Annotated in this window: 23 protein-coding genes; 15 read left to right on the top strand and 8 right to left on the bottom strand. The window is 38.7% G+C overall.

Annotation, left to right across the window (positions count from 1 at the left end; all coding sequences use genetic code 11):
- Positions 1-609: 609 nt before the first annotated feature.
- A complete protein-coding gene (locus NSU19_RS04505) occupies positions 610-795 on the bottom strand; it encodes a hypothetical protein (protein WP_339198991.1) in 186 nt (61 codons plus the stop codon).
- 471 nt (positions 796-1,266) lie between these two features.
- On the opposite strand from NSU19_RS04505, the gene NSU19_RS04510 reads away from it, so the two are divergent.
- The 3 genes from NSU19_RS04510 to NSU19_RS04520 are packed head-to-tail and all read left to right on the top strand — an operon-like array spanning position 1,267 to position 3,925.
- On the top strand, positions 1,267-2,157 hold the full coding sequence (locus NSU19_RS04510; protein WP_063387097.1) for a DUF72 domain-containing protein: 891 nt from the start codon (positions 1,267-1,269) through the stop codon (positions 2,155-2,157).
- Positions 2,150-3,559 carry a bifunctional UDP-sugar hydrolase/5'-nucleotidase gene (locus NSU19_RS04515; protein ID WP_339198994.1) on the top strand — a complete coding sequence of 470 codons (1,410 nt, stop codon included), beginning with the start codon at positions 2,150-2,152 and terminating at the stop codon, positions 3,557-3,559. The genes NSU19_RS04510 and NSU19_RS04515 overlap by 8 nt, the downstream gene beginning before the upstream one ends.
- 57 nt (positions 3,560-3,616) lie before the next feature.
- On the top strand, positions 3,617-3,925 hold the full coding sequence (locus NSU19_RS04520) for a DUF1805 domain-containing protein (protein ID WP_063387095.1): 309 nt from the start codon (positions 3,617-3,619) through the stop codon (positions 3,923-3,925).
- A 252-nt stretch (positions 3,926-4,177) separates the two neighbouring features.
- Here NSU19_RS04520 and NSU19_RS04525 read toward each other — a convergent pair whose 3' ends face one another.
- Positions 4,178-5,155 (bottom strand): M23 family metallopeptidase, encoded by a 978-nt coding sequence (locus tag NSU19_RS04525; RefSeq protein ID WP_130157080.1) that lies wholly within the window; start codon positions 5,153-5,155, stop codon positions 4,178-4,180.
- 196 nt (positions 5,156-5,351) lie between these two features.
- Between NSU19_RS04525 and lipA the strand changes: the two genes are divergently transcribed.
- The gene (gene lipA, locus NSU19_RS04530; RefSeq protein ID WP_063387093.1) at positions 5,352-6,248 is read left to right on the top strand and encodes a lipoyl synthase; all 897 of its coding nucleotides are present in this window, start codon (positions 5,352-5,354) and stop codon (positions 6,246-6,248) included.
- 93 nt (positions 6,249-6,341) lie between these two features.
- On the opposite strand, the gene NSU19_RS04535 is transcribed toward lipA, so the two are convergent.
- Complete coding sequence (locus NSU19_RS04535) at positions 6,342-6,974, bottom strand: YhcN/YlaJ family sporulation lipoprotein (RefSeq protein WP_094245251.1); 633 nt, start codon at positions 6,972-6,974, stop codon at positions 6,342-6,344.
- Positions 6,975-7,088: 114 nt separating this feature from the next.
- Between NSU19_RS04535 and NSU19_RS04540 the strand changes: the two genes are divergently transcribed.
- Positions 7,089-7,364: a YutD family protein gene (locus NSU19_RS04540; RefSeq protein WP_063387091.1), complete on the top strand. Its 276-nt coding sequence runs from the start codon at positions 7,089-7,091 to the stop codon at positions 7,362-7,364.
- 62 nt (positions 7,365-7,426) lie between these two features.
- On the opposite strand, the gene NSU19_RS04545 is transcribed toward NSU19_RS04540, so the two are convergent.
- Positions 7,427-7,708, bottom strand: a complete 282-nt coding sequence (locus NSU19_RS04545; RefSeq protein ID WP_063387090.1) for a hypothetical protein — start codon at positions 7,706-7,708, stop codon at positions 7,427-7,429.
- A gap of 58 nt (positions 7,709-7,766) precedes the next feature.
- Complete coding sequence (locus tag NSU19_RS04550) at positions 7,767-8,033, bottom strand: DUF3055 domain-containing protein (RefSeq protein ID WP_063387089.1); 267 nt, start codon at positions 8,031-8,033, stop codon at positions 7,767-7,769.
- 583 nt (positions 8,034-8,616) lie between these two features.
- Between NSU19_RS04550 and NSU19_RS04555 the strand changes: the two genes are divergently transcribed.
- Entirely contained in the window at positions 8,617-9,054 is a 438-nt protein-coding gene (locus tag NSU19_RS04555; RefSeq protein ID WP_094245252.1) for a DUF86 domain-containing protein, read from the top strand.
- A gap of 26 nt (positions 9,055-9,080) precedes the next feature.
- A complete protein-coding gene (locus tag NSU19_RS04560; protein WP_339198996.1) occupies positions 9,081-9,848 on the top strand; it encodes a TIGR01457 family HAD-type hydrolase in 768 nt (255 codons plus the stop codon).
- A 50-nt stretch (positions 9,849-9,898) separates the two neighbouring features.
- Here the strand turns inward: NSU19_RS04560 and NSU19_RS04565 are convergent, their stop codons facing one another.
- Positions 9,899-10,381, bottom strand: a complete 483-nt coding sequence (locus tag NSU19_RS04565) for a phosphatidylglycerophosphatase A (RefSeq protein WP_063387086.1) — start codon at positions 10,379-10,381, stop codon at positions 9,899-9,901.
- A gap of 213 nt (positions 10,382-10,594) precedes the next feature.
- Between NSU19_RS04565 and yutH the strand changes: the two genes are divergently transcribed.
- The 5 genes from yutH (at position 10,595) to thrB (ending at position 16,097) form a co-directional block, all read left to right on the top strand.
- Positions 10,595-11,578, top strand: a complete 984-nt coding sequence (gene yutH / locus NSU19_RS04570; protein WP_339198999.1) for a spore coat putative kinase YutH — start codon at positions 10,595-10,597, stop codon at positions 11,576-11,578.
- 138 nt (positions 11,579-11,716) lie between these two features.
- Positions 11,717-12,676: a D-glycerate dehydrogenase gene (locus NSU19_RS04575; RefSeq protein ID WP_066249221.1), complete on the top strand. Its 960-nt coding sequence runs from the start codon at positions 11,717-11,719 to the stop codon at positions 12,674-12,676.
- A 147-nt stretch (positions 12,677-12,823) separates the two neighbouring features.
- On the top strand, positions 12,824-14,122 hold the full coding sequence (locus NSU19_RS04580; RefSeq protein WP_186439305.1) for a homoserine dehydrogenase: 1,299 nt from the start codon (positions 12,824-12,826) through the stop codon (positions 14,120-14,122).
- On the top strand, positions 14,119-15,180 hold the full coding sequence (gene thrC / locus NSU19_RS04585; protein ID WP_339199001.1) for a threonine synthase: 1,062 nt from the start codon (positions 14,119-14,121) through the stop codon (positions 15,178-15,180). The genes NSU19_RS04580 and thrC overlap by 4 nt, the downstream gene beginning before the upstream one ends.
- A complete protein-coding gene (thrB, locus tag NSU19_RS04590; protein WP_063387081.1) occupies positions 15,177-16,097 on the top strand; it encodes a homoserine kinase in 921 nt (306 codons plus the stop codon). Before thrC ends, thrB begins: the two co-directional genes overlap by 4 nt.
- Before the next feature lie 33 nt (positions 16,098-16,130).
- Here thrB and NSU19_RS04595 read toward each other — a convergent pair whose 3' ends face one another.
- The gene (locus NSU19_RS04595; RefSeq protein WP_232515736.1) at positions 16,131-16,391 is read right to left on the bottom strand and encodes a NifU family protein; all 261 of its coding nucleotides are present in this window, start codon (positions 16,389-16,391) and stop codon (positions 16,131-16,133) included.
- 124 nt (positions 16,392-16,515) lie between these two features.
- On the opposite strand from NSU19_RS04595, the gene NSU19_RS04600 reads away from it, so the two are divergent.
- On the top strand, positions 16,516-16,839 hold the full coding sequence (locus NSU19_RS04600; RefSeq protein ID WP_066249224.1) for a YuzD family protein: 324 nt from the start codon (positions 16,516-16,518) through the stop codon (positions 16,837-16,839).
- 212 nt (positions 16,840-17,051) lie between these two features.
- On the opposite strand, the gene NSU19_RS04605 is transcribed toward NSU19_RS04600, so the two are convergent.
- Entirely contained in the window at positions 17,052-18,122 is a 1,071-nt protein-coding gene (locus NSU19_RS04605) for an NAD(P)/FAD-dependent oxidoreductase (protein WP_117016971.1), read from the bottom strand.
- A gap of 223 nt (positions 18,123-18,345) precedes the next feature.
- On the opposite strand from NSU19_RS04605, the gene NSU19_RS04610 reads away from it, so the two are divergent.
- Both NSU19_RS04610 and dapF read left to right on the top strand, forming a co-directional pair.
- A complete protein-coding gene (locus NSU19_RS04610) occupies positions 18,346-18,582 on the top strand; it encodes a YuzB family protein (RefSeq protein WP_094245256.1) in 237 nt (78 codons plus the stop codon).
- A gap of 351 nt (positions 18,583-18,933) precedes the next feature.
- On the top strand, positions 18,934-19,806 hold the full coding sequence (gene dapF, locus NSU19_RS04615) for a diaminopimelate epimerase (protein WP_066249227.1): 873 nt from the start codon (positions 18,934-18,936) through the stop codon (positions 19,804-19,806).
- Positions 19,807-19,810: the final 4 nt, after the last annotated feature.

Here is a 19,810-nt window from a genome sequence, read left to right on the forward strand (position 1 = left end):
GATAAAACCAAATGCTATATTATTTGCAGTAATTTCATCTCCTAATAAAAATTCATCATATTAGGAGTATAAGATGTTGGCCAAATATAACTGTTCCTAAAATATATAATTATGGAGTACAAGAGAAACAATCACGGCTTCTTTCACGATCTTCAACACAACCACCTCAATACATATGTATTGCGCGTCATTTTCTGAAGCCGCATCCTTTTTAATGAGATCCTTTCATAAAGAAGAAGCAAACTCATTTATACGATCAAAATATATTTAGCCCCTAAGCGATAATTTACCTATTAAAATCCCATGTCCATTCCCAAAACTTACTACCTTGGGCTACTATAAAGTAATCAAACCATTTTTCAAAAGTCAGGTTTAGAAACCCAAACGGATCGTCCAAACTTCCGCCGTTGTCAAGCCAATAAAGATATCCTTTTCTTTCGGGAGCTAAAGCTATAATGAGCCGGCAGCCATCGTAGCCATATCCAATAGGAAACCAATCTGGAGGATAATCAATATATTGATAATCCTCTAGTATCTCTTCGACAGATAATAATTGCAGTCCACCTCCGTTTTCAGGATCATCAAATAATGTAGCACCATTACATATTTTCAGAAAGTCTTCATAGTCACAGGAATATTAAAAGGCAGCTTCTTGATTTCTTCTTCTGTTGCAGGGGGATTGAAACGAAATTGTAGTTTTCCTAAAAATCCTTCTTCATTTTGAACAACCAGCATATTCTTTTCATCTAGTCTTTTATTCAAAGCATCTAAAGTTATTTTGATTCGTACTGACATGTTGTGGCTATCACTCCTTTTATCATTCATCCAACAAGGACTAACAATCTTTCTGTGGAAATCCTTTTACAGTTGTATGAGGTTACTAAAATTGTAGAATACGGTGTATTTTATCATTTGGCCAAACTGTGCTCTTATATGTTTATTATACCATTTTCTGTAATTTTTCTATCTGAAGTAGTCCAATTGGCAGCATCAGCTTTTTCAAGTTGTAAATGATGAATCTGTGAATTATTTCCTGATCATAGATCCTTATAACATCTTTACTTTACCTGTTTTTTCGATCAGCAACTGTACAGGATGAGATATTTGAACTTTTTTGTTGCAAAACTCTTTATTTTTATTGTTGTTATAAATACAATGTCCAAAAATACTGCCAGCCTTTTATAACAAAAAAATGCTTAAATCGTGAATCTTTTTCGATGCTGTATTATGATGAGTATATAAAGACTACATTGATAGGAGTAAGAAATGATTTACATAGGCTTGACAGGTTGGGGAGATCATGATTCTCTCTATCCATCCGGAACATCATCGAATGATAAATTAACGATTTATGCAGGACATTTTCCTGTTGTTGAGGTCGATTCCACTTTTTATTCGATACAGCCTGAGAAAAACGTTCGAAAATGGGTGAACGAGACGCCCAAAAATTTTCAATTCATTGTAAAGGCGTATAAAGGAATGACTGGACACGAAACAGGCTTAGGATCTTTCGAAAGCCGCTCAGAAATGTTCGCTGCTTTTTATAAAATGATTCAGCCCTTTCAAGAAGCGAATAAATTGGCAATGGTTCTTTTTCAATTTCCCCCTTGGTTTCACTGCAAAAGAGAAAATGTTGATTTCTTGCGATGGTGCAAAGAGCAAATGAAGGATGCCCCTTGTGCACTAGAATTTCGCCACCGCTCCTGGTTCCTTCCTACATATTATGAAAAAACGCTTCAATTCATGGAGAAGGAAGGGTGGATTCACACCATTTGTGATGAGCCGCAGGCAGGGGAAAATTCAGTTCCGACCGTATTATATTGCACGAATAGAGAAAAGACCTTGGTAAGATTTCATGGACGAAATGTTCATGGATGGCTGAGGCCAAAAGAAGGGAATTGGCGTGAAGTACGATATTTATATAGATATAATGAACAAGAGCTTGATGAATGGAAAGGACACATAAAAATGCTGAAAAAGCAAACTAAAGATCTCTATCTCATTTTCAACAACAACTCGGGCGGAGACGCGGCGGACAATGGAAAAGAACTGATGAAAAAGTTAGGAATTACATATCATGATTTAGCGCCAAGGCAGCTTGATTTATTTGAGTGTTTTGAAAAGTATCCCACTGAAGGAGAGAGCGACTTTGATTGAGACGGTTCATATATATCATACGAATGATCTGCACAGTCATTTTGAAAATTGGCCGAAAATCGTTCATTATCTAAAAACAAAAAAACATATTCATAAAAGTAAAAACGAAACTGTTTTTTTATTCGATATCGGCGATCACGTCGATCGCTTTCACCCAATTACTGAAGCGACCGGGGGAGTCGCAAATGTTGAGCTGCTGAATCATTTAACTCCAGATGCAATAACGATTGGAAATAATGAAGGAATTACTCTTCCTTTTGAAGCATTGGATCGGCTGTATAATCATGCACAATTCCCGGTCATTGTGTCTAATTTATTTTACTTAGACGGTACTAGACCAAAATGGGCAAAGCCTTATGTGATTAAACATTTACAAAATGGAGTCCGAATCGGTATTTTAGGCGTAACGGTTTGCTTTGAGCAATTTTACCGTCAGTTAGGGTGGATGATAACAGAACCGATGGCAAATATAAAAGAAACATTGGAGGAAATCCGGGGCAAAGCAGATGTTATCATTCTTTTATCACACCTTGGAATATCCGATGATGAATGGATTGCTCAACAATTTCCTGATATCGATGTTATATTAGGAGCCCATACACATCATGTGCTTGATCGTGGAAAGCTTGTAGGCAATACGCTTTTGGCGGGAGCAGGAAAGTTTGGACAGTGGCTTGGACATATTGAACTTAAGATCGACTCTGCTCAAAAGAAGCTGGTAAATAAAAAAGCGGAGATTATTGAAACGAAAACGATTGAAAAAGAAGATGTTTTTACCATAAAGTGGCTTGATCAAAAAAAAGTTGAAAGTGCTCAAAAACTTAACGAAGTTGTTGTGGAATTAAAAGAAGAATTACGGATTGATTGGTTTTCAGATTCACCATTTGCAAAGCTGTTGGCTTCCGCTTTAAAAGAATGGTGCGATGGGGAAGTTTCCATGGTGAATGCCGGAGTATTGCTTGAATCGCTTCCGAAAGGACTCGTCACAAAAGGCGATTTGCACCGGATTTGTCCTCATCCGATTAATCCTTGTAAAATCATGGTTCAAGGCGATCAATTAAAAGAAGTTATTTTACAAGCACGGACAAAAGAAATGGAGCAATTGAAGCTTAAAGGATTAGGCTTCAGAGGCAAAGTAATGGGGCGTATGGTTTTTGACGGCATTGAAACGGTCATGGAAACGTTGGAAGATGGCAAGGAACATGTGAAAAAGATCTTTGTAAATGGAAAACATCTTGATCAAAATCATGTGTATGCAGTGGCAACTATTGATATGTTTACATTAGGTCCATTATATCCGCAATTAAGCCGTGTAAAGAATAAAATATACTTCATGCCTGAATTGCTAAGAGATGTACTTGCTTGGAAATTATCGAAACAGTTCCTGCAAATCCATCAATAAATTTTTGTCAACATCTCCTTTCCTTTCATAAAGTGAAGTAGGGAAGGAGGGTATTTTATGGTATCTGTATCGCCGGTTAAAATTGGTGATCATCAATTTACCGCCATTACCATTCAGCTGCCAAAAACGAATTTCATGGCTGTTACAGCCGAAAAAGGTTATATTATGTGCGGTGCGCTTGATGTAGCCTTATTGAATGAAAAATTAAAAGAGAGAAAAATTATTGCCGGCCGCGCTGTCGGAGTGAGGACAATTGAGCAGCTTCTTGAAGCCCCATTGGAATCAGTCACAACAGAAGCGGAGGCAATTGGCATTAAAGCAGGGATGACAGGCAAAGAAGCACTATTGAAAATGGTAGAAAAATAAAAAACAACCATTATCTTTTTATAAAAGAATGATTATTGCTCATCTATAGTGTACAGATGAAAGAAGTTTCCAAAACGTACCATCTATGAATTTAAATAAGATGTATTCCTTAATGGATTTTTTTTCAACAGACATGAAAAAGTATTTTCTATCATTTGATCAGCGATAAAGTCGCAAGTAATTGCCATTCAGTCGAGTAAAAAACATAAAATTGATTCATAAAGAGCCCGTTCCTGAGTTGGTGCGGGCTCTTTATTTTTTTTCTTTTTGCCATTCAAGCCGTTCCCATAGTTTTAAATGCGGATAAGGGTCAAAAGACCACTCGGTTTTACCGTTGTCTTTATACATCCCGTAATGCAAGTGCGGCGGGAATTTGCCAGATGTTCCTGGAGGGCCGTAGCCGCTGCTTCCGACAGAACCGATGATTTGCCCCGGTTTTACGATTTGTCCAACGTGAATGTCTTTGGCAAAGCCGTTTAAATGTGCAAAATAATGGTACGTATTCTGAATGTCCCGAATACCGATTCTCCAACCCCCATAGCGATTCCAGCCTTTCATTTCGACAATTCCGTAGCAAGTGGAACGAACCGGTACGCCATAATGTGCAAATATATCTGTGCCTTCATGAATTCTCCGGCCGCCCCAGCCGCGCGCATCTCCCCATGTATCACGGTAGCTGTAATCAGTTCTGACGGGAAGAGGAAAAGCATGCTCGTTTAATTGCAGATGCCCGAAATGTTTGAACAATTTCATATGACCTAAAATAATTCCGACCGTTTTATCACGGTGATAATAAGACCATAAACCAATTTTTAAATTTTCTATATCATTACCATATTTTGATAAAAAATGTGCAAAACTATATAAGACATCTTCATCATGATCCATTTGCGCTTTGCCGTCGCCGTTTCCATCCATTCCGATTCCCCCGAATAGCTGAATGCTAACCGGATTTTGGTCGTTCAGATTCGGATTAGCTGTCCCAGCCCATTTATCAGGAGGAATGTAAATGCCAATAACTCCTTTTTGTTTTGGGATATCATTTTTTATTTTTCTGACGTTTCGTTCGTATTGGTCGCACGCAGCCAATACATACCAAGGAATCTGGGTGATGGCTTCCACCTTTTTATACAGGCTCATTCGCAAATGATTTATTTGTTGTTCAGTTAATTGACTGGACGCATTGGCATGGCTGGAAAATAAAGATAAAAGTGCAGCCAATAATAACATTTTTCTGAGAACCACAATTGATAAACTCCTTTCCATCATGTCATGTCTTAGTGTAAGAAAAAAGTAAAGTTTCAATGGCTGGAAATTGAAGGAATATAAAATTCCTTTTTCTTGTCCAATATCTTTCATTATGTTAAATTGACTATAGTGTATCATCTTTATTTTTTTAATGATTACATATTGGAGATGATGAAAAATGGCTCAAAAAGAAGAAAGTTTACGAAAACCTGAATGGCTTAAAATAAAATTAAATACAAACGAGAATTACACAGGGTTAAAAAAATTGATGCGCGAGCAAAAGCTTCATACGGTTTGTGAAGAAGCGAAATGCCCCAATATTCATGAATGCTGGGCAGTGAGAAGAACGGCAACATTTATGATTTTAGGAAGCGTTTGTACACGCGCATGCCGCTTCTGTGCAGTGAAAACAGGACTGCCAACCGAGCTTGATTGGCAAGAGCCGGAGCGTGTAGCGGATTCCGTCCGCATTATGAACTTAAAGCATGTTGTCATCACTGCAGTTGCCCGTGATGATTTGAAAGATGGCGGAGCAGCCGTTTTTGCTGAAACGGTTCGTGCTGTGCGCAAAAAAAATCCATTTACTACAATAGAAGTTCTTCCATCTGACATGGGCGGAGTGTACGAAAATTTAAAAACATTAATGGACGCTAAACCTGATATTTTAAACCATAATATTGAAACTGTTCGGCGCTTAACCCCAAGGGTTCGCGCTCGTGCAACCTATGAACGTTCTTTGGAGTTTTTGCGGAGAGCAAAAGAAATCAATCCGGATATTCCGACAAAATCAAGCATTATGATCGGGCTTGGGGAAACGAAAGAAGAAATTATCGAAGCGATGGATGACCTTCGTGCAAATCATGTTGACATCATCACAATCGGACAATATTTGCAGCCTACGAAAAAACATTTAAAAGTTCAAAAATTTTACCATCCAGATGAATTTGCAGAATTAAAAGAAATTGCTTTGTCAAAAGGATTCAGCCATTGCGAGGCAGGTCCGTTAGTCCGTTCGTCTTATCATGCTGATGAACAAGTAAATGAGGCAGCCAAACAGCGGCAGGCAAAAGCTTAAAGCCACAGAGCCGTCAAGAATTTCTTGACGGCCCGTTTTAATAAAAATAGGTAAATAACCTCTAAAAAATTCACCTATGCATCAACGTTTATTTCATTGATCTTTTATGTCGTGATCAATACTTTCGTTCATTTCTCCGAATCCTTCGCCATTTGCATTTTCACCAGCATTCAATTTTCTTCCTTGGGGAGACTTTAACATGCGCTGAATGGTCTGGTTTAAATTGCGGTTAATATTTGGAGACTCTCCATCAAGAGTGCTGTATGATTCGATTTCTTTAAACAGATTAGGATTATCGGTTACATAAATATGAAAATAACGCGGAACAATGGATGCAGCTGTCTTTTTCACTTGGTCAGCTGTTTCAAATTTGTTGTTTGAATCGGTTTTATACGCTATAAGAACTTCTTCATCTGTTACGAGCGTAGCAGCATCATGAACATTTGGAAGCTGGACGGCAAGCCTTCCGATTACGTCTGCTAATTGTTCCCGATTGATGACAGGAGTTTTTACTGTGGCTTTCTCTATTCCGGCTGTTGGACTTTTTTGATGCCGGACATATCCAAAGCTGTCTGAATCTTTATTGCTGTTATAATTATCATTTCTTTCTGCCACGTTTACCGTATTCCCGTTTTCATTATATAGACCTTTTCCTTCTTGATCATATTGGCACCCGCTGGCTGCAAGCGCAGCTATGATAAAAGGAGTAAAAAGCCTTTTTTTCATTTCAGCACCTCCTTATAATTTTAGGATTGCCGCTTTTAAAAAATTGTTGTCAGGCAATTGATGGAGGGAAATCATTTGTTTATGATAAACATATGGAAGAGGGTGAATTTGTAAATGATCACAATTTTTAATCAAACATACGAGCTTATAAAAGATTTTAAAAATGGTTTTAATGAAGAGGCTTTTAAAGCAAGGTACAGTGAAATTTTAAACAAATATGATTATATTGTCGGCGATTGGGGATATAGCCAATTGCGGCTGAGAGGATTTTTTGATGATCAAAACCAAAAAGCAACACATGATACGAAAATCAGCTCATTAGATGAATATTTGTATGAATATTGCAATTTCGGCTGTGCTTATTTTGTATTAAAGAAAATAAAAAAATAAACGCCAGATGCAAAAACATCTGGGTGTGAAAAAGTAATCAGGACGGCATACAGCCGTCCTGATTACTTTATTTCATACGGGTCTTCTTCATTTTTATCAGGTTCATCATGAGGAGGATGACTGCCCGGAAATTGTCTCGGCAAATTCTGATGCAAGGATTTGAATTCATAGTTAAAACTGCTATATGGACGCTGACCTTCTTCCCAAGGTGTGCTTTTATTCTCCACAGGTTCATCCTTTCCCCGCGGAGCTCCGTAGGCGCCTTCCGGCATATCCTCCGGGATAATATAGTTTCGCATTGTTTCCACTACTGAAAAATCAGTATATTCATTTTGTTTGTCCATTTTGTTCACCTGTCCATGATTTTACCATTATCGTTCCTCATGGAAGGTAATTTATACATTAGACGATCTCATATAAAAACTCCCGAAGCTCTTTTGCGTCTTCATCATTTAATTGATAAACATCTTCTAAATACCCCGGTTCTTTAAGATCATCTTCCCCAATGATCGCAAACCGGTTGCTTTGCAAATTTAGTACAAGATATTTTCCGTAATAGCGGTCCGATTGAATAATGGCTAAATCAAAGCGTTGATTTTCTCCCATAAAGCTAACAAATCTTGTTTTTGTCTCGACGGTTTCATCATACAAAAAAAAGCGTTCGGCCATGGTTCATTACCTCCGTTTCTTATAATTGCATTGTAGCATAAGATGATGCATTCACAACGATTTATCGCAAATTTGTGAGAAAACTTACCTCTGTTTCGATTCGCATAGCGATTTTTCTGTTGAAATAGAAGCAAAATAACACAATTTTTTTATCAGCCCGCACATCTGCTGCCAATCAGCCATGATTTCTGTATCGAATGGGAAGTTAATTGGAGAAACATATCATGAATCGGCACGAAAGTCATATTCAAAATCCTCCTCTGCTTGTCATGAAAAATCGTCATCTGTAAAAGCAATTTTTTGTGCGCGTTTAGGAATTTCTTTACTAAATTGAAAAAATCTAAGCGGATCCTACCCGGCATGCAAGATGTATCAAACCGCGGAAAGCTTGCGCCTGCTCAATCACGAAATCCAAATTTTAGAAACATCAGCTCTGTTTGCCAAAATCGATCCGTCTAACGAGAGGATTTTAGTGCTCTGCTTTAAAAAACTCAAAAGTGTGTAAAGTAGTAGGTAGTTCAAATGGCCGAGTATGGTAAAATAAAAAACGGATACAAAAACCTTAAGAAAGGAAAGAAATCATATGTATTTTGTGGACAGAAAAAAGATTGAAGATACTGTAAAATTTGTAGAAGATCTTGTATCCATGTTTGAAGGACATCAACAGTGGGAGTCTGATGTTGAAAAAAAAGCGTTGGAGCGGATTGCCCAATTGTTGATTGAGGCGATTTTAGATATCGGAAACGGAATTATTGACGGTTTTATTATGCGGGACCCGGGAAGCTATGAAGACATTATTGACATTTTAGAAGATGAATCTGTCGTTGACAGCAGGGATGCGGAAGGATTAAAGAAATTAATTTCCTACAGAAAAATGCTCGTTCAAGATTATTTAAACATACGGCATGAAGAACTGTATGATTCAATATCAACCCATTTACAAGTTTTGAGAAATTTTTGCCATCGTGTTCGAACCTACTTGGAAGATGAACTTGGACCAGTTACAGCTTTTAAGCCGTAATGGATTGATTGAAGGAGTGAAAAAAATTGAAGAAATATAAAGGATATTTCATCGATTTAGACGGCACCATGTATCGGGGTACAGAAAAAATTGAAGAAGCTGAAGAATTTGTTAAAAAACTGAAGGAAAAAGGAATTTCGTACTTATTTATGACAAACAATTCTTCTAAAACCCCGAAGCAAGTAGCTGAAAAACTAATCAGTCTCGGCATTCCGGCGGAAGAGCATCAAATTTTAACTTCAAGCATTGCCACAGCCAACTTTATTTGGGAAAGAAAACAAAATGCTTCTATATATGTAATCGGTGAAGAGGGGCTGCGAAAGGCCTTGGAGGAAAAAGGTTTTCGCTTCGTCGATGAAAATCCGGATTTTGTCGTTGTGGGTATTGACCGAAACATCAATTATGAAAAGCTTGCCAAGGCCTGTTTAGCGGTTCGCGCAGGTGCAACATTTATTTCAACAAACGGGGATACTGCTCTGCCGACTGAGCGAGGACTGCTTCCAGGCAATGGCGCCATTACATCGGTCATTTCAGTATCTACAAATGTTCAGCCGATTTTTATCGGAAAACCTGAAAAAATTATTGTAGAGCAAGGGCTGAAAATGCTGAAAACGAAAAAAGAAGAAACGCTTCTTGTCGGAGATAATTACGAGACGGATATTAAGGCAGGTATCCAATCAGGGATGGACACCCTTCTTGTGCATACAGGCGTAACAACGAAAGAACACTTAAAACACAAAGAAATACAACCGACTTATATAGTGAATAACCTTTCGGAATGGCATGTGCTATGATGAAGCCTTTTTCTTTTCCAGCTGATTTCACAATAGGTGCTCCGCTGCCCCTACTGTGAATCAGTGGATCGATGGGCGAGCCGGCTTGAAGCTGCCGCTGCAATGGCTCCGACAATATCATCTAGAAAAGTATGACACTTACCTGTGCTTTTATCGTTTAAATGAGCAAGTATACCAGGCTTTTGTTTATCGATATAGCCATAGTTCGTAAACCCGATTGATCCGTAAATATTCACAATGGAAAATGCAAGAATTTCATCAATTCCATATAATCCTTCATCCGATTGGATGATCGATTGAAGAGGCTCCTGTAAACCCCCCTTTTCTGCTAGAACATCTAATTGAATTCCAGTTAAAATGGCATTTTGAACCTCTCTTTTCGAAAGAACTCTTTCCACGTTTTGCAAACAGTCTTCCTTTGTTAAGTTCGGATAATATTGCTGCTGTAAAAAATAGACGAGCTCTGCGATGTCATCCGGTGTAACTCCTCTATCTTTCAGCCATTTTCTTGCAGTTTGCTCTATTTTATCCATGTCGTTCACCCTATCTTTTACAAGTATATGAAAGTGCTGAAATCGGCTGTGACGCCGATTTCAATAAATTCTTGCTTAAATTTTCAAAAAGCATCAACATCTTTTTTATATTGTATACACAAAAGCTTTTCTACATGTTATAGTTTATGGCATTTTTTCATTATTTATATTGGGGTGTTTTTTTGAAAAATGGATTTATAGGGGGAATTAGGAATGAAAGAGCTTTTAAAAAAGCATTATGGAATAGATGTACTCGACTTTTTTTCAATTGGGCAATGGCAGGGGTTTAAAACAAAAAGAAATATCGGTTTTATTGCTGCTGTTTCACATATTGACCATAAGGAGCTTTATGAACTGTATGAAATGAGTCGTTATCTCCTTATGACAAACGAGAGAAAAGCTGCTTCGTTTTTATTAACTGTAAATGGGGATCTTACGGCAGAACATAATGGAACGCGCTACGCTGTGTTTCAAATACCTCATCAAACAAAGCGGCTTAATATAACTTCTCTCGGAAAAGAGCTGTCATTTTTTCACGAAGTTGGCAGAAGGCTGCCTTTTACTCCCGTTCATTCGAATCGAATTGGGCAATGGAGAAATTTATGGGCAAGGCGGATCGATCAAATGGAGCAATTTTGGAGTATTCAAATTGCTTCAAAGCCTCATCACGCCTTTGACAAGCTATTTATTGAATCCTTTCCATATTATTTAGGCTTAGGTGAAAATGCCATCCAATATTTAGCGGATACTGAGCTTGATGATCGACCATTGCCGGTTGATTCCGGCACCATATGTCATCAACGTTTTACGAGAGAAACATGGGAAAACGCATTTTCATTGCCTATTGATTTCGTTTTTGATCATGGAGCAAGAGATATTGCTGAATGTTTAAGGTATGATTTTCTGACAGGAAGGCAAACAATTGATGAGCTTTTTTTGGCAGAATACGACCGAGTGTCTCCGTTATCCTCTTTTTTTTGGCGGTTAGTTTTTAGCAGGCTTTTGTTTCCTGTTCATTATTTTGAATGTGTTGAAAACTATTATCTTGCAGAGGAAGAAGAAAGGGATTCTCTGCAATTTCAAATGGAAAAAATTTTGCAAACATCTTCGCAATATGAGCAATTTTTATCTTCGTTTTCATCTATGATATATTTGAGGAAAAAGCAAATTGTCTTGCCGGCTTTGACATGGTTATAAAAGGTTCAGTCGCATTTTGTTGTGGTATCATAAAAAAGAAAGCAGCTAAAATCTTGCAGCTGTTTCGAACAAAGCATTGATTTTGTCATATCAATTCAAAACAATAGCTATTTATTAGAAGAAGGAGAAGATGAATCAGTGACCCAATATATTTTTGTAACAAGAAAACTGCCAGAAAACCTATTGGATCCTCTTCGTTCCATCGGAGTTGTCGACATGTGGGAGCAGGATTCTCCATGTCCGAGGTCTGTATTATTGGAAAAGGCAAAAAAAGCTGATGCTCTGCTTACAATGCTGTCAGACCGGGTGGATGAAGAACTGCTTCAAAAAGCCAAAAAATTAAAAATCGTTGCTAATTTAGCAGTCGGGTATGACAATATCGATCTCGAAGCGTCGAAAAAGTACGGCGTGACTGTAACTAATACACCGGATGTACTAACAGATACGACTGCCGATTTAACCTTTGCTTTGTTAATGGCAGCGGCAAGAAGATTGGTTGAAGCTGCGGAGTATGTAAAAGAAGGAAAATGGACAGGGTGGTCTCCATTTTTGTTGGCAGGAAGCGATATCCATCATAAAACGATTGGGATCGTTGGGATGGGGAAAATTGGAGAAGCTGTTGCGAGACGGGCAAAAGGATTTGATATGGAAATTTTGTATCATAATCGTTCAAAGAAACCGGAAGTGGAAAAAGAGCTTGGAGCGAAATACTGCACATTTGATGAATTGCTAGAGAAAGCCGATTTTGTCGTTAATTTAACACCATTAACAAATGAAACGAAAAACTTGTTTGACGAGGAAGCCTTTAAAAAAATGAAAACAAGTGCAATATTTGTTAATGCTGGCAGAGGAGCATCTGTTGATGAAAACGCTTTGTATAATGCTCTAAAAACTGGTGAAATCGCTGGTTGTGGATTGGATGTGTTTAAAGAAGAACCGATTGATTCCAATCATCCGCTTTTATCATTGAAACAAGTTGTAGCACTTCCGCATATCGGCAGCGCGAGTCGGGAAACCCGCATAAAAATGATCGAACTTTGCGTCGAAAATATTCAACGTGTGTTAACGGGCGAGAAACCGAAAACAGCCGTTGTTTAAACGCCCAAAAAGCGTTTACATATGCGGATGATGAAAATTTCTCTTGTAAAATCAGTCATTGAAATTTATAATGTCTTATAAAACAGTTAATGTCTTTTTACGGCAGACAATTGTCTATTATAAATAAACATAAGGGAGATGAATTGGTTGGAATCAATCTCAGTAGGACTGCTCGGTTTAGGCACCGTTGGTAGCGGAGTAGTAAAAATCATTGAAGACCACCAGGATAAGCTCATTCATTTAATCGGGTGCCCGGTGAAAGTAAAAAAAATTCTTGTTCAAAATACAAATAAAAAAAGAGACGTTCATGTAGAACCTTCCCAATTAACGACAAATGTTCATGAGGTAATAGAAGATCCGGATATTGACGTCATTATTGAGGTCATGGGGGGAATTGAGCAGACACGGGAATATTTGCTTGAAGCATTAAATCGGAAGAAGCATGTTGTGACGGCAAATAAAGATTTGATGGCAGTGTACGGAACTGAGTTGCTCAAAAAAGCGACGGATAACGGCTGCGATCTTTTTTATGAAGCAAGTGTCGCAGGCGGCATCCCGATTCTGCGTACATTGGTAGATGGATTGGCGTCAGACCGGATTACAAAAATGATGGGGATTGTTAACGGAACGACAAACTTTATTTTAACGAAAATGTCAAAATACGGAACCCCTTATGAAGAAGTGCTGAAGGAAGCGCAAAGATTAGGATATGCAGAAGCTGATCCGACTTCTGATGTAGAAGGCTTGGATGCAGCGAGAAAGATGGCGATTTTGGCAAGACTTGGATTTTCTATGGAAGTAGATTTAGAAGATGTGGAAGTAAAAGGGATAACGGATATTACACAAGAAGATATTGATTACAGTAAACGGCTCGGCTATACGATGAAATTAATCGGCATCGCCCATCGAAGCGGTGATAAAATTGAAGTTAGTGTACAGCCTGCACTGCTGCCCGATCATCATCCGTTAGCTTCCGTCCAAGATGAATATAATGCGGTTTATGTGTACGGCGAAGCAGTAGGGGAAACAATGTTTTACGGTCCTGGCGCAGGAAGCTTGCCAACTGCAACCGCTGTTGTTTCGGATTTAGTAGGCGTATTGAAAAACATGCGTCTAGGTGTAAATGGAAGAAGCGCCGTAGCCCCGCAATATCAGAAACAATTGAAGGCACCTGAAGAAATTTTTGCCCAATACTTTTTACGAATTCACGTAGAAGATCAAGTTGGAGCTTTTTCAAAAATTACATCCCTCTTTTCAGACAGAGGTGTAAGCTTTGAGAAAATTCTCCAATTACCTCTGAAAAATAAAGATTTAGCGGAAATTGTCATCGTTACCCATAAAGCATCGAAAAAAGATTTTGAGGAAATTTTAATGGAGCTCCGAGATTTGCAAGTTGTTAAGGAAGTTAAAAGTACGTATCGAGTAGAAGGGAACGGCTTATTATGAAATGGAATGGACTAATTGCAAAATATAAAGAATTTTTGCCAGTAACGGACAAAACACCGATGCTGACATTGAACGAAGGTAATACTCCTCTCATTCATTTAGAAAAATTATCTGAAAAATTAGGCGTTGAGCTGTATGTGAAAACAGAAGGAGCGAATCCTACCGGTTCATTTAAAGACCGCGGTATGGTGATGGCAGTTGCAAAATCGGTGGAAGAAGGAAGCACAACTATAATGTGCGCTTCAACTGGAAATACGTCTGCAGCTGCTTCCGCATATGCGGCACGTGCAGGATTGCGTTCCATTGTTGTTATACCGAACGGAAAAATCGCTTTTGGAAAGCTTGCCCAAGCAGTTATGTACGGCGCAGAAATTTTTGCAATTGAAGGAAACTTCGATGATGCCTTAAAAATGGTTCGTGAAATTTGTGAAGAGCTGCCAATTACTCTTGTCAATTCTGTAAATCCTTACCGAATTGAAGGGCAAAAAACAGCGGCGTTTGAAATTTGTGAACAGCTGGGAAAAGCTCCGGATTATTTGGCGATTCCGGTTGGAAATGCTGGAAACATTACAGCATATTGGAAAGGATTTAAAGAGTTTAATGAGCGGCACCAAACAGGGCTTCCAAAAATGCACGGTTTTGAAGCGGAAGGCGCCGCAGCCATTGTAAAAAATCAAGTGATTGAAAATCCGGAAACAGTGGCAACTGCCATTCGAATTGGAAACCCAGCAAGCTGGGAATTTGCTGTCAATGCTGCCAATGAATCAGGCGGAAAGATCGATATGGTAACAGATGAAGAAATTTTGGATGCTTATCAATTAATTGCAAGAACGGAAGGCGTTTTTGCTGAACCTGCTTCAAGTGCATCTATTGCAGGAGTGATGAAAGATGTAAATTCGGGGAAAATCCCGAAAGGAAGCACAGTTGTAGCAGTATTGACCGGCAACGGATTAAAAGATCCGAATACTGCGATCGATGTGTCATCCATCCAGCCGATCGTGCTGCCTAATGAAAAGAAAGCTGTGATGGACCATCTCAAGGGAGATGGGCATGTATGAAAGAAGGAGACATGTTAAAAATTCAAGTTCCCGGAAGTACAGCCAATCTTGGCCCCGGTTTTGATTCTGTAGGGCTCGCTTTAAACCGCTATTTAACACTAGCCGTTACATTTGCGGAAAATTGGACATTTAAGCCGGTAAGTGAAGAAGTAGCAAACGTACCGGAAGGGAAAGAGAATTTAATTTATAAAGTCGCTTCCAAGCTAGCAGAAAAACATAGTGTTAATCTTCCTGCATGTTATGTGGAAATTTCAAGTGATATTCCGATGACAAGAGGACTCGGAAGCAGCGCGGCCGCCATTGCAGCAGGGATTGAGCTTTGCGATCGTGTTTGTAAACTGAATTTGAGCGATGAAGAAAAAATTCATTTTGCCAGCAAGTTTGAGGGACATCCGGATAATGCCGGAGCTTCTATAGTAGGCGGTCTAGTGGTCGGCTATTTAACAGATGACCACACATATTTTGTAAAAGTGGATAATCTGGATGTGGATATTATCGCGGTTATTCCGCCATATTATTTATATACGAAGGATTCTAGAGGCGTTTTGCCGAAGACATTTAAATTTCAGCAGTCGGTGAAAGCCAGTGCGATCAGCAATGTGCTTGTTGGGAGCATCATGAATAATAATTGGGAATTGGCAGGCCAAATGATGGAAATGGACATATTCCATCAACCGTATAGGGAAAGTCTAGTTCCTGAACTGTCAGCTGTTCGAAAGATAGGAAAAGAGCACGGTGTGTACGGGACTGTATTGAGCGGTGCAGGTCCAACGATATTGTGTTTTGCTCCAAAAGGCATGAGACACTCATTGCGTCCTAAACTAAAAGAGGCTTTTCCTCATTGTGAAGTAACACAGCTAGAAATTGATTATGAAGGGACAAAGTCTTGGTTTACTCATATTGAAAGCTTGATATAAAGAAACAAACCGGCTTTTCGCCGGTTTGTTTCATTAAAATACTTGTTCTACTTCTACGATGCCTGGAACTTCTTCCAGCAGAGCCCGCTCAATACCTGCTTTCAAAGTAATGGTAGAACTTGGGCAGCTCCCGCACGCACCTAAAAGGCGCAATTTCACAATGCCCTCTTCAACATCAACTAATTCGCAGTCTCCGCCGTCACGAAGCAAAAACGGGCGCAGCTTATCTAAAACTTCCTGTACTTGTTCTTTTATTTGAACATCTGACATACTATCGACTCCTTTCTTATCCATCATTATATTCAAAATGAGCGATAAAATCTATTTGTAAGTTTCAAATTCATTGTATCACATTTTTTTTAAATCTAATATGGATAATCTAGGAGATCATCATTTTATTAAATAGGAGAGAACAAACATGAGAAAACCGGTAGAAATTTGCGTTTATGGTGCAGAAAACTTATGTCCAAGCTGTGTAAATTCGCCTTCAGCAAAAGATACATTTGAATGGCTGGAAGCAGCACTGACTAGAAAATATCCAGATCAGCCATTTGACATCACATATATTGATATATATTGTCCTCCGGAAGATGAAGAGAAAAAGAAAATAGCCGATCAAATCGTGAAGGAAGAATATTTTTATCCCCTTGTTGTCATAAATGGAGTGGTAGTAGGAGAAGGAAATCCAAAGATAAAAAGGATTTTTCAAGAGATGGAAAAACATGGTTACCAACCTGTGTAAGAAAGAGTTTACTCGTCATCCAGAACTGTGAAAGAAAAAGTGCATTGTCGATTTCTTCAAGCCAAAAGAACAGATTCGCTAAAAAAAAAAAACGCTGCTTCGTTTTTTTGCATGCAAAATAATAGACAACTGTATTTCTCTTGATTTATATTTTCCAGTGAAAGAGTTCCGGAAAAAGAGAAGCCGGACGTACAAATGAACGCCCGGTTTTCTCATGCTCCACTATGATATTTATAAATCCAAAGAATTCCTGATTTTAAAAGACGTGGCACACGTCCAGTGAGTGCGCGATCTCCTACCATCCCAAAACCTGATTTTTTTCCGAGAGAACCGAGAACGCCTTTTAATTTGAACGGCGGCAGTTCCTCTGGAAGAGGTTCGTTGTTCCATTTTTTGAGCAATACTTGTACAATTTGTTCAGCCTGTGCTTCGGCAAGTTGAGCACTTGGTGCGTAAGGAAGGCTTGCACAGTCTCCAACAACATACACATGTTCATCTTGAGGAAGATGATGGTATTTTGTTAAAATAACCCGTCCTTGCCGGTCTTTTTCAACATTCAATTTCCTTACGACATAATTCGGTTGAATTCCTGCGGTCCAAACGACAACATCACAAGGAATCGGTTCATCATGGTTATAAACCATATTTGGCTCAACTTTTGTAATATTGGCGCTGTTGATTACTTCAACCCCGTGCTCTTCAAACCATGTTTGGACATATTTGCTTAATCGTTCCGGGAAGTTTGATAAGATCACTTTTCCGCGGTCAAACAGCTTGATTTTTAAATCGGATCTGCTTTCACGCAGTTCGCTTGCCAATTCAACGCCGCTCAATCCGGCTCCAACTATGCAGACTGTTGCACCTGCTCCTAAATTGTTCAGCTTTTGATACGTTTCACGTGATTGATCGATTGTTTGAATGCTGCAAGTATATTTGTCAGCACCCGGAACATTATGATATTTGTCTTCACATCCTAATCCGATGATAAGTTCATCATACGTGATTGGAGATTGATCTTTTAAATGTACAAGCTTTTGTTCAAGGTCAATGTCCGTGACTTCACCGTAATGAACGTTCAATTTCGGGTGTTCTGGAAAGGCCACGCGCACATGCTGATCTGAAATCGTTCCCGCAGCCAGCGCATAGTATTCCGTTTTTAAACAATGATAAGGGTTTTTATCCACTAATGTTATTTCGACACCATCCGGCAAGTTATTGGGAAGCAGCTTGTGAAGAATTCTCATGCCGCCATAGCCGCCTCCGAGGAGCAGTAACTTTCTCATCGCGATTCCCCTTTTCCCTGCAAATGTTTACCCCAAAACTGTGACAATCGTAACAAATGCCACTAAAAGTATAACGAATTTATGTATAAATCACAACATACTTAAGGAAAAATAGCACAATTGTTATGGCAAAATGTTAAATGAACCTTGAAGTTCAATGCTTTGACAATGAAGAAAAAAAGCATTATGATAGGCTACTGAGTATAGAAGGAGGACAATTCACGTGAAACCAATTATAGAGTTTTGTGTCAGCAACTTAGCAAACGGTTCACAAAAAGCATTAGAACAATTAGAAAAAGATCCTAATTTAGATATAGTTGAATACAGCTGCCTAGGGTATTGCGGCCAATGCTACGAATCGCTTTTTGCCCTCGTAAACGGAGAAGCGGTAGAAGGGGAAACGGCAGAAGAGCTAGTGAAAAATATTTATCAATTTTTAGAAGAAAATCCAATGTTTTAATAGAAAATAAAAGTGAATGATAAAATTAAAAGGGAGACAAGCTTTTGATTCTCCTTATTTTGATCCTGTCTCTAAATATTTCATTCGAGGTATGAGAGCATATTATAAAATGTAAGTATGAATCTCAATATTGTTTCTCAGTACGACGCTTGCCTTTGCGGATGAGTCTTTTTTTTACGTATGAGCAAGGTGTTTGAAGCGGCAGGCTGATGATATAAAAAATAAAAGCCCCTCTTATATTTCCCGAGGAGCTTTTATTTATATATGAAAACGGGGGATATTTTTATTGTCAACAAATTTTGAACGTTTTATACTTATAAAAACAAATTTTTTGTTGTTTTGGAGGAAAAAATGGAAACTTTTCAATTTACAAAAATGCATGGATTAGGAAACAGTTATATTTATGTAAATGGATTCGAAGAAACGCTTCCGGAGCATCTCCTGCCAGATATTGCGCGAAAAGTTGCGAACGTTCATACCGGCATCGGTTCAGATGGGCTAATATTAATTCTTCCATCTGAACGTGCGAATGTGAAAATGAGAATTTTCAACAGTGACGGTTCAGAAGGAAAAAACTGTGGAAACGGTTTGCGCTGTGTCGCAAAATATGTTTATGAGCATAACATAGTAAAAGAGAAAAAGTTTTTGATCGAAACACTTTCTGGCTTGGTTGAAGCCGAAGTCCATGAAGAAAATGGACGAGTATCAAGCGTCACAATTGATATGGGTCACCCTAAGCTGTTAAAAAAGGAAATACCGATGGCCGGAAACGGAGATGAAACAGCTATTGGTGAAATCATGGAATTTAACGGCTCGAAATATGAAGTCACAGCGGTTTCGATGGGAAATCCACACATCATCTTTTTTGTAGACGATATTGAGAAAGCTCCATTAACAACATTGGGACCGATTGTCGAAAAAGATGCAAGATTTCCAGAAGGGGTAAATGTAGAATTTGTCGAAATCGTCAACGACCATGAGCTTCATTTTCGAGTATGGGAAAGAGGTTCAGGTGTCACACAAGCTTGCGGCACCGGAGCATGTGCGGCAGTGGTCGCATCCGTATTAAACGAGCAAACAACAAGAGGCAAAGAAACAGTTGTCCATCTTGCCGGCGGCGATTTATTTATTAAATGGACTGACGAGGGGAACATTTTGATGAAAGGACCTGCTGAAACGGTTTGCACGGGGACCTATTATTATGAATCCGGTTCAGAAATTTGAGAGT

Origin of the sequence: Aeribacillus sp. FSL k6-2211 (assembly GCF_037966125.1) — a bacterium.
Lineage (GTDB): Bacteria > Bacillota > Bacilli > Bacillales > Aeribacillaceae > Aeribacillus > Aeribacillus composti.